Consider the following 16,486-nt stretch of genomic DNA (forward strand, 5'->3'; position numbering starts at 1 on the left):
AAAGTACTATTAATTACGGCTTAAAAAAAATAGTAGCTTCTTAATTTAAGTCTGTTTCGTTTAGAAACTACGTTGTTATTATCTGGTTGTTTGAATAAAAAAGAGGCTGATTTAAATAGTCAGCCTCAAAATTAAATGTATTTATTAGGTAATAATTAATTATTAATCGACCAAATGGTATAACCTTTTGGAGGACATTGAATTTTCACCCATTGGTCAGCTTGAGTTGTAGGATACCAACTTGAGCTCCCTGTAAAATCTTTGATTTGAGTATTTGCCCAATTGGTTTGAATCCATCTTTCCTGCCATGATGTTGAATTGTTGATGTACATTACCAATCCAGGGTTTCCGTTATATCCGTTTCTGCGGGCAATATATTCATCATTATCAGAGTATAAAATAGAAGTGGTTCCAGTGGCCTTGTTGTTATGAATCCAGATAAGGTTGTTTAATTTATTTTTATCAAGCCATTCTTCGTAGTCTCTATAAAAAATAGTTGGATATCCTTCATGAGTTAATATATAGGAGTAAGCCAATAATTTATTCGAAATTTCGTCAGTGTCATGATTGGTAACAAAAGTAACAGCTTTGTATGGGTTTCTTTTCCACATCATATCGTCATTTAATAGAGCAAGATTATTTCCATCAAAGGCATCATTCATTTTATAATAACAAGCAAAATCAAAAACTGAACTATTAGCATTATTAGCCCAGTCATTTAATACGTTTACATTCGAATCCCATAATTCGCCAACAGAAAAGCCACCTACATTTGCATTCCAGGCGTTTACAACCCACGCACCAAATCCTTTAACGTAATCAAATCTCCAACCATCAAATTTCATAGTATTTTTATAATATTTACCGACCCCATCAGCTCTAAGCCATAACCAATCCTGTACATGAGGATTTGCGTGGCATAAATCTGGGAAACCACCAAAAGAGCCTTCGTCATTATTACCATAACTATTTTTATAAAAGTCATTATAATTACGAGTGAATTTTCCTGAAGAAACTCCGCTAAAGTTGGTCCAAGTATTGGTTCCTGTAAACGGATTTGCTTCCGATTGCCCGCCACTATTATGGTTAATTACAATATCAGCATAAACCTGCATGTTTTCAGCGTGGGCTTTGGTTATCAAACTTACCAATTCTGTTTTAGATCCAAACCGAGTTTCTACAGATCCATTTTGATTATAATCTCCAAAATCAAAATAATCAGTTGGATCATAACCCATCGAAAAAGCACCATTTTGTGCCTTTGATGCAGGTGGTAACCAAATGGAACCAATTCCAGCATTTGACCAATCTGTAATTTTAGTATTAATAGTATTCCACCAATTTCCACCAGAAGGAACATCCCAATAAAAAGCTTGCATCATTACTCCTCCACCCGGATTTGCAACATATTTTCCTGTAGTAGAAATTCCTGTGCTGAACGGACGACCATCGTGATTGGTGACATTTATAACTTTAAAATTGGAATTCGCGGCTTCAATTTCCGAATCAGTATTTTCGTTTGAGCTACAAGAATTAAAAAAAGCTGTTAGAGCACTAATTAAATAAAGCTTTACAATTTGTTTTTTCATAATTAAATGGTTTTTAGGTTAATTGTAGATTTGGGTGATAAAATTGTGATTAATTAAATAATAAATATAAAGTTTGATTTATTTGTATATTTTTGGGATAAATAACAATAATCACATATCGAATGTAGGTAAAACTTGCTTGTGTAAGCATTTGAAGATTTTAATTTCTAAACGAAAACGTTATAGTGTTGAAAACTTTAAGTTATTTAGCTTAAAATGAGTTTCTTGCGGAGGGGTTTTGATAGCGGTTAATCTAGATTAGAGTAGAAAAGAGTTTGAGAGATCTTATAAATTATTCCAAATATTAGATGTGATTAATTTTTAGATACGAGATTTTTTTTGATAGCATATAATTTTTTGTTAATAGTAATAAGTTAACTTGTATTATGTGATTGAATTGTTATTTTTGTTCGTTATAAGTTAATTAAGCAATGTTTGTTAGATTTGTAAAGATTTTTATTTTCTGAACATTTAAAATATATATTGAAATATTCGGTTTACTATATTTGTAACCGAAATAATGCTAAATAATAAAGCTTCTTTACATTAAAATTAAATTTTAAAAATAATGCTATTAAAAAAATTACGAATAAAAACTATCAATTGTCAATTTGTATTTACAATAAGTTTTTTGCTTCTTTTCACTTCGCTAACCAGAGCGCAAGAAATTATTAAAGATACAGTTGTTAAAAAACCAGTTGTAGTTAAAAGTAATCAAAAACAAAAAATAGATGGTATTATCGCTACAGTAGGTGATTATATTATTTTAGATTCAGATATTGATAAAAGTTATTTAGAAATTAGTGGTCAAGGAGGATCAGTTAAAGATATTTCAAGATGTCAAATGCTTGGAAAACTTTTAGAAGATAAGCTATATGCACATCAAGCTATTCAGGACAGTATTATTGTAAGTGATGCTGAAGTAAAAGGTATGATGGAAGAACGATTGACCTATATGGTTCAGCAAATCGGAGATATAAACAAGGTAGTTCAGTATTACAAAAAGAATTCTGTTGAAGAGTTTAGAACTTATTTTGCAGATATCTTAAAAGAGCAAAAGTTAGCATCAGAGATGCAAAAGAAAATTATTGATGGAGTAGAGATTACTCCAGAAGAGGTTCGTAATTTCTTTAAAAAAATACCGAAGGATGAATTGCCAACTTTTGGAGCAGAAATGGAAGTAGCACAGATTGTAGTGGAACCTAAAGTTTCTAAAGAAGACAAGCAAAAAGTTATAGACAGGCTCAACAGTATTAAAAAAGATGTAGAGGATGGCGCTAGTTTTGCAACTAAAGCCGTTTTGTATTCACAAGATCCAGGTTCTAGCTCAAATGGAGGATATTATAAGATGAATAGAAAGACAGCTTTCGTAAAAGAATTTAAGGATGTTGCTTTTAGTCTTCAAGAAGGGGAAATTTCAGCTCCTTTTGAAACTATTTTTGGATTTCATATTATAAAAATTGATAAGATTAAAGGACAAGAGGTAGAGTTACGACATATCATAATTGCTCCGGCTGTTTCTGAAGAGGCTTTGAAAGAAGCAAAAGAAAGAATCACAGCAATTAGAGAAAAAATAGTAGATAAGAAAGTTACTTTTGCTGAAGCTGCAAGAGCAGATTCAGACGAAAAAGAAACACGTGCAAATGGTGGAGCATTAATTAATCCAAATACGCAGGATACACGTTTTGAATTAACAAAAATGGATCCTACATTATATTCTCAGGTTTCAAATTTAAAAGATACCGATGTTTCGCAACCAATTTTGAATACAGATGATAAGGGTAAAAAAACATATAAGTTAATTACTGTAACGAATAGAATCGAAGAGCATGTTGCTGATTATGGTAAAGATTATATCAAGATTAAAGATTTAGCTTTAAAGGAAAAACAGATCAATGCTATTGCGAAATGGTTTGATGAAAAAATAAAAGAAACTTATATTAAAATTATTGGAGAGTACAGAGATTGTGCTTTTACTAATAATTGGTTGAAAAAATAATTTTTATAAAATAAATAAAAAGAGTTAGTTTTATGAATTCATAGAACTAACTCTTTTTAATTTTAAATACATTCATAAGATGTCTGATGTAACTGCAATTCATAACTTAGTCCAAAAACGTAATGAATTAAAAACTGAAATCGCAAAAATAATTGTAGGTCAGGATGATGTTGTAGATCAAATTTTGATTTGCATTTTTTCTGGAGGGCATGCTCTTTTGATAGGTGTCCCAGGATTAGCAAAAACATTATTGATAAATACACTGTCACAGGCTTTAGGACTTGATTTTAAGAGAATTCAATTTACTCCAGATTTGATGCCGTCAGATATTTTAGGAAGTGAAATTTTGGATGAAAACAGACGATTCAAGTTTATAAAAGGGCCTGTTTTTTCGAATATCATTTTGGCAGATGAGATTAATAGAACACCGCCAAAAACACAAGCGGCTTTACTAGAAGCAATGCAGGAACGTTCAGTAACGATAGCTGGTGAAAATCATAAATTAGACTTACCTTATTTTGTATTAGCAACACAAAACCCTATTGAGCAAGAAGGAACTTATCCTTTGCCAGAAGCACAATTGGATCGTTTTATGTTTGCTATAAAATTAGAGTATCCAAGTTTTGAAGAAGAAGTGCAAGTTGTAAAACGTACTACTTCAGATAATACAAGTGTAATTAACCCGTTGTTTACGGCCCAGGAAATTATCGATTTCCAACACTTAATCCGTAGAATCCCTGTAGCAGATAATGTGATAGAGTATGCGGTAACTTTGGTTAGTAAAACCCGTCCTGATAATAGTCTGACGAATGATTTTGTTAAAAATTATCTAGATTGGGGGCAGGACCGAGAGCTTCGCAAAATTTAATTTTGGCGGCCAAAGCACATGCTGCATTCAATGGAAAATTTTCGCCAGATATAGAAGATGTAAAAGCGGTAGCAACTGGTATTTTAAGACATCGAATCATTAAAAATTACAAAGCCGATGCTGAAGGAATTACAGAAGAAATTATAATTAAGAAGCTACTATAACGTTATAAAAATACTTATTTAGAAAGGTTCTTTGCTTAAAACATAGCAAAGAACCTTTTTCTTTGGAATAAAGAATTTCGACTTTGTCAAAGAAAGGATTTTATATTATTAATAATTTAATATTTTGACGTTAAAATGCAATTTTGCTAAATTTACGCAATGTAAATCGTTATTTTTTAATAATAACTTTTGAAAAGGCGAGTTCTGTTATATTTTTTTTAATTCTCGGCTTTAATTTTTAAATTTGCGTACAAAAAAATAAGATACTTAGAAAAGACTTCGATTATGAATACTTATAACGATTACATTAAAGAGATTGCAGAACGAAAAGACCAAGGTCTTCACCCGAAGCCAATAGATGGTGCTGAGTTGTTAAGCGTGATTATTGCTCAAATTAAAGATTTAGATAACGAGTATCGTGAAGAATCTATTAAACACTTTATTTATAACACTATACCAGGTACTACAAGTGCTGCAGGTGTAAAAGCTAAGTTTTTAAAGAGATTATTCTTGGAGAATCTGAAGTGAAAGAAATAACACCAGCTTTTGCATTTGAGTTATTATCGCACATGAAGGGTGGACCTTCTATTGAAGTGTTGTTAGATTTAGCTTTAGGTAATGATGCTACTATTGCAAAAGAAGCAGGAAATGTTCTTAAAACACAAGTTTACCTTTACGAGGCAGACACAGATCGTTTAAAAGAGGCATTTAAAAATGGTAATCCAGTTGCTATAGAAATTATTAAAAGCTACGCACAGGCAGAGTTTTTTACTAAATTGCCAGAGGTAGTTGAAGAAATTAAAGTAGTTACTTTTATTGCAGGCGAAGGTGATATTTCTACGGATTTATTATCTCCAGGTAATCAGGCTCACTCACGTTCTGATCGTGAACTTCATGGGCAGTGTATGATTACACCTAAAGCACAAGAAGAAATTAAGGCATTACAAGCACAGCATCCTGATAAAAGTGTGATGTTAATTGCAGAAAAAGGTACAATGGGAGTTGGTTCTTCTAGAATGTCAGGTGTAAACAACGTGGCACTTTGGACAGGAAAACAAGCAAGCCCATATATTCCATTTGTTAATATAGCTCCAATCGTTGGGGGAACAAACGGTATTTCTCCGATTTTCTTAACAACTGTGGATGTTACGGGTGGTATTGGTTTAGATCTTAAAAACTGGGTTAAAAAGCTTGATGCAGATGGGAATGTTGTTCGTAATGAGAATAATGAGCCAATTCTGGAAGAAGCATATTCAGTTGCTACAGGTACAGTGCTTACTATAAACACTAAAACAAAAAAGCTTTATAACGGAGACAAAGAATTAATTGATATTTCTAAGGCTTTTACACCTCAGAAAATGGAATTTATAAAGGCTGGAGGATCATATGCAATTGTATTTGGTAAAAAACTTCAGACATTAGCAGCTAAAATTTTAGAAATTGAGGCTCCTCTTGTATTTGCTCCATCAAAAGAGATTTCTCTTGAAGGACAAGGTCTTACAGCAGTAGAAAAAATCTTCAACAAAAATGCTGTTGGTATAGCTCCAGGTAAAGTATTACATGCTGGTTCAGATGTTCGTGTAGAGGTTAATATCGTAGGTTCGCAAGATACTACTGGGCTTATGACAGCTCAGGAATTAGAGTCTATGGCGGCTACAGTAATTTCTCCAATTGTTGACGGTGCATACCAATCAGGTTGTCATACGGCTTCAGTATGGGATAAAAAAGCTCAGGCAAACATTCCAAAATTGATGAAATTTATGAATGATTTCGGTTTAATCACTGCACGTGATCCGAAAGGAGTTTATCATGCAATGACGGATGTAATTCACAAAGTTCTTAATGATATTACAATAGATGAGTGGGCTATCATTATTGGTGGTGACTCTCATACAAGAATGTCAAAAGGTGTAGCTTTTGGAGCAGACTCTGGGACAGTAGCACTTGCACTTGCTACAGGTGAGGCTTCAATGCCAATTCCTGAATCTGTAAAGGTGACGTTTAAAGGAGAGATGAAAGATTATATGGACTTCCGTGATGTAGTTCATTCAACACAAGCTCAAATGCTTAAAAAGTTTGGTGGAGAGAATGTATTTCAAGGTAGAATTATCGAGGTTCATCTTGGTACTCTTACTGCTGACCAGGCATTTACGTTTACAGATTGGACTGCAGAGATGAAAGCAAAAGCTTCTATTTGTATTTCTGAAGATGATACTTTAATTGAATCTCTTGAGATTGCAAAAAGCAGAATCCAGATTATGATCAATAAAGGAATGGACAATGAAAAACAAGTTCTTCAGGGATTGATTAATAAAGCAGATAAGAGAATTGCAGAAATTAAATCGGCTGAGAAGCCAGCTTTAACTCCAGATGCAAATGCGAAGTATTATGCTGAAGTTGTTGTTGATTTGGATCAGATTATAGAGCCTATGATTGCTGATCCAGATGTAAATAATGCTGATGTTTCTAAAAGATATACTCACGATACAATCAGACCATTATCTTTTTATGGAGGAGAGAAAAAAGTAGATCTTGGATTTATTGGCTCTTGTATGGTTCACAAGGGTGATATGAAGATCCTTGCTCAAATGCTTAAAAATATAGAAGAACAGCACGGTAAGGTTGAGTTTAAAGCACCACTTGTTGTAGCACCGCCTACATATAATATTGTGGATGAACTTAAGGCTGAAGGAGACTGGGAAGTTTTACAGAAATACTCAGGTTTCGAATTTAACGATAGCGCTCCTAAAGGTGCTGCGCGTACAGAATATGAGAACATGTTGTATCTAGAACGTCCTGGATGTAATCTTTGTATGGGTAACCAAGAAAAAGCTTCAAAAGGAGATACTGTAATGGCAACATCTACTCGTCTTTTCCAAGGAAGAGTAGTAGAGGATACAGAAGGTAAAAAGGGAGAGTCATTGCTTTCTTCTACGCCAGTTGTGGTGTTGTCTACAATTTTAGGTAGAACTCCTACATTAGATGAATATACAGCAGCTGTAGAAGGTATTAGCCTGACTAGGTTTGCTCCTTCTCATAAACTGTTAGTGATGTAATTTACGATAAGTTATAATGATTATATATAAAAGGCCTGAGTGATAAACTCAGGCTTTTTCTTTTACAGCTATTCTATTTTTTGTAACTTGTCATGTTCAAAAAAGAATAAAAAATAAAACAAGTATATTATGGCATTTGATATTGAAATGATTAAAAAAGTGTATGACAACATGCCAAGTCGTGTTGATAAAGCACGCGAAATTGTTGGTCGTCCACTTACTTTAACGGAGAAAATTTTGTACAATCACCTTTGGGATGGAACCCCAACCAAGGCGTTTGGAAGAGGAGTTGATTATGTTGATTTTGCACCCGATCGCGTTGCATGTCAAGATGCAACTGCACAAATGGCATTATTGCAATTTATGCATGCAGGTAAATCAAAAGTAGCAGTTCCTACAACAGTACATTGTGATCACTTAATTCAAGCTAAAGTAGATGCTGTAACCGATTTGGCTAGAGCAAAAACACAAAGTAATGAAGTGTTTGATTTTCTTTCATCAGTTTCTAATAAATACGGAATTGGTTTCTGGAAGCCAGGAGCAGGAATTATTCACCAAGTAGTACTTGAAAATTATGCTTTTCCAGGAGGAATGATGATTGGTACCGATTCACATACTGTAAATGCAGGAGGATTAGGAATGGTAGCTATTGGTGTTGGTGGAGCCGATGCGGTAGATGTTATGTCAGGAATGGCATGGGAATTAAAATTCCCTAAATTAATTGGAGTAAAATTAACTGGTAAATTATCAGGATGGACAGCTCCTAAAGATGTTATCCTTAAAGTTGCTGGAATTCTTACTGTAAAAGGTGGGACAGGTGCAATTGTTGAATATTTTGGAGAAGGTGCTACTTCTATGTCATGTACAGGAAAAGGTACTATTTGTAACATGGGGGCTGAGATTGGAGCAACGACTTCAACTTTTGGATACGATGCTTCTATGAGTCGTTACCTGCGTTCTACAAACAGAGCTGATGTGGCAGATGCTGCAGATAAAATTGCACCATACTTAACAGGAGATGCTGAAGTATATGCAAATCCAGAAAAATATTTTGATCAGGTAATCGAAATTAACTTAACTGAATTAGAGCCACATTTAAACGGTCCTTTTACGCCAGATTTAGCTACTCCAATTTCTAAAATGAAAGAAGCAGCAATCAAAAATAATTGGCCATTAAAGATTGAAGTTGGTTTAATTGGTTCATGTACCAATTCTTCTTACGAAGATATTGCTCGTGCAGCATCTTTGGCAAGACAAGTTTCGGCTAAAAATTTAAAAACAAAATCACAGTTCACAATTACTCCAGGTTCAGAGGTAGTTCGTTATACAATCGAGCGTGATGGTTTTATCGATACATTCCATAAAATTGGAGCGACAGTTTTTGCTAACGCTTGCGGACCATGTATTGGTATGTGGGATAGAGAAGGAGCAGAGAAAGAAGAAAGAAATACAATCGTTCATTCATTTAACCGTAACTTTTCAAAACGTGCGGATGGAAACCCTAATACACTAGCTTTCGTAGGTTCGCCAGAATTGGTGACTGCAATGGCTATTGCGGGAGATTTAAGTTTTAATCCATTAACGGATACTTTGATCAATGAAGATGGAGAAGAAGTAATGTTAGATGAGCCTACTGGAGACGAATTGCCTCCAAAAGGATTTGATGTTAAAGATCCAGGATTCCAGGTTCCGGCTGCAGATGGCTCAGGAGTTCAGGTAGTTGTAAGTCCAACATCAGAGCGTTTACAGTTGTTAGCACCGTTTGATGCTTGGGATGGTAAAAACATAACAGGAGCAAAATTGTTAATCAAAGCGTTCGGAAAATGTACTACAGATCATATTTCTATGGCAGGACCATGGTTGCGTTTCCGTGGACATTTGGATAATATTTCTAACAATATGTTGATTGGTGCAGTAAATGCATTCAACCAAAAAACGAATTCAGTTAAAAATCAACTAACAGGAACTTACGATGCAGTTCCAGCAGTGGCCCGTGCATACAAAGCTGCAGGAGTTCCGTCTGTTGTTGTGGGAGATCATAACTACGGAGAAGGTTCTTCACGTGAGCATGCAGCAATGGAGCCACGTTTCTTAGGAGTTAAAGCAGTATTGGTGAAATCTTTTGCTCGTATTCATGAAACTAACCTTAAAAAACAAGGGCTTTTAGGATTAACATTTGCTAACGAAGCAGATTATGATAAAATCCAAGAAGATGATACAATCAATTTTGTTGATTTAGTAGATTTTGCTCCAGGAAAACCATTAACGTTAGAATTCGTTCACGCAAATGGGACTAAAGATATAATCTTAGCAAATCATACGTATAATGCAGGACAAATTGGCTGGTTTGTAGCTGGTTCAGCATTAAATTTAATTGCTGCAGGAAAAGCGTAATTAAAGATTTAAAGTATATTAAAAACTCTCAAGGTAACTTGGGAGTTTTTTATTTGAAGTCATTTACTTCGTCAGTTCGTATCGCTCGGGTCCAGCTATCCACTATATCTTTTCTTTTTTAAGGAAAAAAGAAAAGGATGCTGCTTTTATCTGGGCAAGGAAGTCTATTTGAAAAAGAAATTTAGTTAAAGATCTCCAAGATTTTTTTATCTGTCAGGTATTATAATTTTACACATTATAGCTCTGACATTATAAAACTAACCCTGTATTTTTGCCAGAGTTGTTTCTTGAGATAAGCTTTTAATCTTATTCGGATTTGTTAATTTAAATTCATTTAAATCTATACTAAAAACTTTTGCAGAAGGAATTTTAGAGTAACTATTGTCAATACGTCCACCCAAAATATATAATTTATTATCGTTATAATACATGGCTGAATATTTTATAGGAAGGTTGATTTCGTATTCTTTTAATAGCTTTGATTTTAGATTGTAAGTATACATTTTTTCATCCTCAAAAAAATAAATAATATCGTCATTGTAAGCAATAGCAGGTCTTTCTAATCCTGAAAATAGTTCCCCCTCAGTTTGCCATTTTTCTGATACTAAATCAAAGGTTTCTATTTTAGATATTGGTTTTCCGTTATTTCCGCCAATAAGGTAAATTGTATCGTCTATCAGTATTCCGGTAGTTTCTTCTGCCGTTGGCATGCTCGTAAGTTCATACCAATATCCTGAAGTAATATTGTACAAATGCACTTTATCTGTAAAATCTTTTACACCACTTTCAGTTGCTTTTATAGAACCTCCCATTACAACAATATTATCTTTATAAGTAAAAGAAGCAAAATCAGCAGCCTGATGTGGATTTGTTTTGTCGACTTTAATGCTGCGTTTTTTAAGATCTAAAACTTCAATTTGATCTTGTAGATATTCCCAGCTGCTTACTTCATTTACGAACATTTTTTTCCTCCCAAAATATAAATCAAATTGTTGTAGAAATGAATGTTATGATACGCCCTAACCTGTAGTTTTAAATCTGGAAATTCCCAAGAGTTGGTTTTGATATCGTAAATAGAAAGGTACTTCTTATAATGTCGTTTAGTTGCCCATTTTCCTTCATAAAAAAAGTCCTGAAAGGTAGGGGCGGCTATTTTTGCTCGCACTTTAGCCATGTGATCGATTTCAGGATAAGCATCACCGCCACTAATATAAATTTTATCGTTTTTTAAAAAAGATCCAAATGAATATACAGGATGTTTTAAAGACGTTATTTCTGTAAAAGCAAGTTTTGTTTTTAATTTAGGATTGGTGGCAATTGTAACACCTAATAAATTTTGTACCTCTTCTTCAAGAAAAACTTTATAATTATTTTTTATCAGGTAGCTTAAAGAAACTTTTTTAGTGATGTAGCCAATATGAGAAAATTCTAATGTCTCATCGTTTTTAAATTCAGGAAGAAGATTCAAAGAGAATTTACCGTTTTCATCGGTTATAGTTCCAACTTTACTAGACAATGCAAATACATTAGTGTTTTCAACTGGAAGATTGTCTTTTGAGAAATTACATTGCCTTTTGTATTTTGAGCAATAAATACTGCAGGAAAAAGAATGAAAATAAAAATTAATTTTCTCAAGGAATCATTATTTTAATTGATTATTCATTCTTTAAAAGTAAGAATATTTTTCAATAAAAATAATTGAATTAATATAGAATGATTATATTTTATGCGGAATTTGTTAATTTGAATATAAAGAGTTGTTAAAAATTAGCAATTTTTAGTTTAAAAAATTAAATTAGCTTTTTAAGTAATTTAGATTGATGTTTTGGTTTTTTCAATAAATCAAATTAGAATCTGCGAATGTAATTTGAGTAGCATGAAAAGTTTTGGACTAGTATTAGCGTTGTTTTTTTTTAGTTTTGGTGTTTTTTCGCAAGAAAAATATATCAAGCACAAAATTACTAAAGGAGAGAATGTTAGTGTAATAGCAAAAAAATATAATGTTAAAGTTAAAGAAATTCTTGATTTAAATCCTAAGGCAAGCCAGTTATTGAAACTGAATTCAATCTTGCTAATACCAAATTCAAAGAAAACGATTGCTAATAAAACAAAAAAGACCAAAGAAGTAATTGCAAGTAATGTAACAAATAGTCTTCAAGAAACTACTACACATGAAATTTTAGCAAAAGAAACATTGTATGGAATTTCAAAGCAATACCAACTTACAGTTGAAGATCTTAAAAAGCCAATCCAAAATTAGAAAGCGAAGGACTTAAAATAGGACAGCAAATTCTAATTCCAGGAAATGCTAAGCCAATTATAAAAGCCAATTCTCAAGAAGAAATAGCTTCATTAGAGAATGTATCAATTACTACAACTCAGCCAGAGATAATTGAAAAAACGGCAGAAGCTGAAATTGTACGGAAGGTTTTGCCTAAAGAAACTAAATATGCAATTGCTAAACAATACGGACTTACAGTTGCTGAATTAGAAAAACAAAATCCATTTATAAAAAAGAGATTACCAGTAGGTTCAGTTTTAAAAATTAATCCTTCAGGAACTTACGTTGAGAATAATGTACAAGAAGAAGCTAAAACTTCAATTGATAATACCGCTACTGCAGTAGCAACAGGAGTTGTAAAAGATACTGCTACAACAACTGAAGGAAGATTTACTCATAACTCAGACTTATTAAACCAACTGGTTTTAAATGCAACCGAAAATGTAGGAGTTCGTTATCGCTCAGGTGGTACAACTAGATCAGGTTTTGATTGTTCGGGTTTAATGGTTACAACATTTGGTAGTTTTGATATTAAGTTACCTAGAAGTTCTATTGAACAATCTCGTATTGGAGTTAAAATTGCTTCAGAAGAGGCAAAAAAAGGAGATCTAATCTTCTTTAAAACAAATGGAAGACGTCAGATAAATCATGTTGGAATGGTAATAGAAGCCAACGATGGTGAAATTAAATTTATTCATTCATCGGTACATCGTGGTGTTATTGTGTCTTCGACAAAAGAGGCATATTACGAAAGAAACTTTACTCAAGTTAATCGTATTTTAGAATAAAATATTTACTGAAGATATTGCCTTAACTACTCATTTTAGAATAGCTATTTTTTTATTTTTTCTAAATTTTCTTTAACTCGAAAATTTACAATCTTAGTTATTAAATCCAAAGGCATTGGTTTGTTTATTGGGAATTGAATTGAACCTTTTCCTTTTTTATAAGTAGATAGTTCATGCTTGAACGCTTCATTTCCAGAAGGCATTGCATAAAAACCGATATGATTTTTGAAAGCAGCAAAATGGACTAAATTTCCATTAAGAGTAAAAGTAGGAATAGCATAACTTATTTTTTCTTCGGCAGTAGGAGCCACTTTTTTTATTGTTTGGCGGACTTGTTCCAGTATTTCCTGAATCTCAGTTGGAAAGCTAGCTATATATTCATCAATGGTTTTAGGCTTAGAGCTCATCATAGTTGTGGTTTTATAAAAGAAAACTGCAATTTAGAAAAATTACAGTTGTTCTAATAAGTTTGTTAAAATCGTTATTTTGATATTTCTTCTAATACTTTTTTCGCATTTTCATTTTTTGGATCAAACTGTAATGACTTTTTATAGTTTATAATGGCAAGTTTTTTATCTCCATCTTTTAAATAAGCTTCACCTAAGCTATCGTATACATTTCCAGATTTAGGAAAAGTATCTGCATTTATTTTAAAAACAGCTATAGCTTCTTTGGTTTTTCCTGATTGTAATAATTGATATCCAGCACTGTTCATTTCGTTTTCCTTGATAGCATATTCATCAGATTTGTTGAGTTCTTTTAGTTTTGCTAAGCCAGCTTCTAGTCCTTGGGATTTAATAATATCTAAAAAAACATATGCACTAGATTTCTTAGGCATATCATATGGTTTGTCATATAAAATAGCTCTTATTGCACGACACATCTCATTAAGACTTGCTCCACCGGTATTATTTAATAAAACTATCAGATCTTTAGATAAAGGAATTCGGGTGATTAATGTATTGAAACCATTTATGCCTCCACCATGTTCGACAATTTGTACTTTTTCGTCTGATTCTCCAATGTTGACATCTTCAATAGACCAGCCGTATCCATAATAAGATGGCGGTCCAGCAGGAATGTATTTGCCAAATAATAAATCTCTGTATTTAGCTGATAGTAGTTTTTCAGAATAAAGAGCTTGATCCCATAAGTATAGATCTTCTACAGTCGAATATAGAGAACCAGCTGCGTAAGGAAGAGACATATCTATATAACGTGAGTTTACATAGGCTTTTCCGTTTCTTTCATATCCAGTAGCTCTATTTTCTATAATGTCACTATGATGGTCGTATCCGGAATTAATCATCTTAAGTGGAGTGAAAATGTTTTCTTGCAGGTATTGCTCATAAGTTTTTCCTGTAACTTTTTCTATGATGTAACCCAATACAAAATAACCAGAGTTGCTATAAGCAAATTTTTCTCCAGGTTTGAATTGAAGTGGTAAATCAGCAAATGTCTTTATAAAAACTTCTGGCGTATATGGATTTCTGCTAATATCTGGAAAAAATTAGGAAATGAAGTGTAATTAGGTATTCCCGCTGTGTGTGTTAGTAATTGATGAATGGTTATTTTGTCGCCATTAGTTTTAGAGTAATCAGGAAGATAAGTAAATATTGGAACATCTAGTTTAAGTTTTCCTTGTTCCACTAGTTGGAGTATTGCTAGGGCAGTAAATTGTTTAGTAATAGAGCCTAATCTGAATTTTGTATTAGGCTGGTTGGGGATTTTCCATTCCATATTGGCTAATCCAAAGCCTTTTTTATAAATAATCTGACCATTTTCTGTTACAAGGGCAGTACCTGTAAACTGATCGTATTTTGAATATAAGCTTAGTAGTTCATTTATTTTGTCGGCCTTGGTTTGTGCAATACTTGTGTTTGTTAAGATTAACTGAAAAAGAACACTGAAAATAAGCACTTTAAATAAAGAGTGATTTGATTTTTTTTTCATGATGATTGATGATTTTTGGTTACTATATTTTAAGTATATATTAGTAATAGACGATTAAAATTTAATATAGTTACTAAAAATCAAAAATTTACTTAAGAAAAAGCGATAATTGTAGATGTAGTAGTAACTCTAAGCGATAAGTTATGACTAATCATGTATGCTATTATTTTTATAGATTGTAAAATAGAAGTTTTGTTAGTATTTATAGCTATACTATGATTACAATAAGGCTCATATTTTTTTTGCTCACTAATTGAGAATAAACCGACTGTAGGAGTTTGTACAGAACTTGCTAAGTGCATGATCCCAGAATCAGCTCCAATGAAAGCCTCAGTATTTGCAATTAATGCACCAATTTGACGAATATCTTTACTGTAAAAATGAGTGGCTTTAAAGTCTATTTGTGAGACATTTTCGATAGGTAAAATTTCAATAATATTATGATTGGGATATTGAGTTTTTAGTTTTTTGTAAAATTTCCCCCACCAAGATTTCGAATGGCATTTATCGCCAGTGGCATAGGTATAAATGCAAATTGTCTTTTTGTCATTATCGATCAAGTTTTCTAATATTTTTTTACCTTCAGTGATTTCAGAATTACTTAATCTAAGGTTTAACGCTGAAATAGGAGTATCACTAGGAATAAAACCTATTTCATTTAAAAAACTTCTAAAATTATATACAGGGTATTTTGCAATATGATCATAATCATTGTATTTTAATTGAATGTCTTCAGTAGTAGGATCTCCAAAGAATTTGAATTTTGAATTTGAAAATTTTACTGAAAGTCTTCCAGAGGATGAATTTTTATCTACATTAATTGCAATGTCATAATGTTGTTGTCGAAGTGATATCCAGACTTTAATGTATTGAAGTAAGCTCTTAAAAGGCTTTTTAGGTAGTTGGATTATTGTATCGACATTATCATAGTTTTCGAATAGAATAGGAGCCAGGCTTCCTTTTACAAATAGATCTATTTTGCATCCTGGAAATGTATTTATAACTTCTTCTAATAACGGGGTAATTAATAATAAGTTTCCTAATCGAGCATTAGGTCTGGAAATTAAGACTCTTTTAATATCGGGTTTAATTATTAAATCACTTTTTTTAGAGGGTTTCGTATAGCTAATGTTTTTGGTTAAACGATGCATCAAATTACGTCTTACTATATTTATACTTTTTATTATTTTCATAGTGCAAAGGTTATTTGTTAGACTCGGTTTTATTAAAAGAATAAATGATTAACTCAAAAATTAGCAGTGATAAACTATAAATGAATAAGACTTTTTTTATAATTAGTATTGTAAAATGATTTAATTAATCATTTAGTAAAGCGCTTAATGTAAAGTTAATTTGTTCATTTATAGGATGATTACATAATTTTATTTTTTTCT

At 32.4% G+C, this 16,486-nt stretch carries 9 protein-coding genes and 3 pseudogenes; 5 read left to right on the forward strand and 7 right to left on the reverse strand.

Annotated features, from left to right (window positions below):
• Positions 1-155: 155 nt before the first annotated feature.
• Positions 156-1,589, reverse strand: coding sequence for an alpha-amylase (locus EAG11_RS00965; RefSeq protein ID WP_129537473.1), 1,434 nt, complete (start codon positions 1,587-1,589; stop codon positions 156-158).
• 568 nt (positions 1,590-2,157) lie between these two features.
• Here EAG11_RS00965 and EAG11_RS00970 point away from each other — a divergent pair.
• The 4 genes and pseudogenes from EAG11_RS00970 (at position 2,158) to EAG11_RS00985 (ending at position 10,070) form a co-directional block, all read left to right on the forward strand.
• A complete protein-coding gene (locus EAG11_RS00970) occupies positions 2,158-3,588 on the forward strand; it encodes a peptidylprolyl isomerase (RefSeq protein WP_129537474.1) in 1,431 nt (476 codons plus the stop codon).
• A gap of 79 nt (positions 3,589-3,667) precedes the next feature.
• Positions 3,668-4,620 (forward strand): annotated as a pseudogene (locus tag EAG11_RS00975) (AAA family ATPase).
• Between the two features lie 285 nt (positions 4,621-4,905).
• A pseudogene (locus EAG11_RS00980) lies at positions 4,906-7,676 on the forward strand (bifunctional aconitate hydratase 2/2-methylisocitrate dehydratase).
• 129 nt (positions 7,677-7,805) lie between these two features.
• Positions 7,806-10,070 (forward strand): aconitate hydratase, encoded by a 2,265-nt coding sequence (locus EAG11_RS00985; protein ID WP_129537475.1) that lies wholly within the window; start codon positions 7,806-7,808, stop codon positions 10,068-10,070.
• A 257-nt stretch (positions 10,071-10,327) separates the two neighbouring features.
• On the opposite strand, the gene EAG11_RS22020 is transcribed toward EAG11_RS00985, so the two are convergent.
• Both EAG11_RS22020 and EAG11_RS22025 read right to left on the reverse strand, forming a co-directional pair.
• On the reverse strand, positions 10,328-11,032 hold the full coding sequence (locus EAG11_RS22020; protein WP_242499236.1) for a hypothetical protein: 705 nt from the start codon (positions 11,030-11,032) through the stop codon (positions 10,328-10,330).
• Positions 11,023-11,586 (reverse strand): carboxypeptidase-like regulatory domain-containing protein, encoded by a 564-nt coding sequence (locus EAG11_RS22025; protein ID WP_242499237.1) that lies wholly within the window; start codon positions 11,584-11,586, stop codon positions 11,023-11,025. Before EAG11_RS22025 ends, EAG11_RS22020 begins: the two co-directional genes overlap by 10 nt.
• Positions 11,587-11,946: 360 nt before the next feature.
• Between EAG11_RS22025 and EAG11_RS22710 the strand changes: the two are divergent.
• Positions 11,947-13,139: pseudogene (locus EAG11_RS22710) on the forward strand (NlpC/P60 family protein).
• 44 nt (positions 13,140-13,183) lie between these two features.
• On the opposite strand, the gene EAG11_RS01000 reads toward EAG11_RS22710, so the two are convergent.
• The 4 genes from EAG11_RS01000 to EAG11_RS01010 all read right to left on the reverse strand — a co-directional run bounded on the left by EAG11_RS01000 (position 13,184) and on the right by EAG11_RS01010 (position 16,285).
• Positions 13,184-13,549 carry an iron chaperone gene (locus tag EAG11_RS01000; RefSeq protein ID WP_129537476.1) on the reverse strand — a complete coding sequence of 122 codons (366 nt, stop codon included), beginning with the start codon at positions 13,547-13,549 and terminating at the stop codon, positions 13,184-13,186.
• Between the two features lie 71 nt (positions 13,550-13,620).
• Complete coding sequence (locus EAG11_RS01005) at positions 13,621-14,637, reverse strand: serine hydrolase (RefSeq protein WP_371414652.1); 1,017 nt, start codon at positions 14,635-14,637, stop codon at positions 13,621-13,623.
• A complete protein-coding gene (locus EAG11_RS22570) occupies positions 14,601-15,092 on the reverse strand; it encodes a serine hydrolase (RefSeq protein WP_256387079.1) in 492 nt (163 codons plus the stop codon). The genes EAG11_RS01005 and EAG11_RS22570 overlap by 37 nt, the downstream gene beginning before the upstream one ends.
• Before the next feature lie 92 nt (positions 15,093-15,184).
• On the reverse strand, positions 15,185-16,285 hold the full coding sequence (locus EAG11_RS01010) for a glycosyltransferase family 9 protein (protein WP_129537477.1): 1,101 nt from the start codon (positions 16,283-16,285) through the stop codon (positions 15,185-15,187).
• Positions 16,286-16,486: the final 201 nt, after the last annotated feature.

The organism is Flavobacterium sp. 140616W15, assembly GCF_003668995.1.
Classification (GTDB): Bacteria; Bacteroidota; Bacteroidia; order Flavobacteriales; family Flavobacteriaceae; genus Flavobacterium.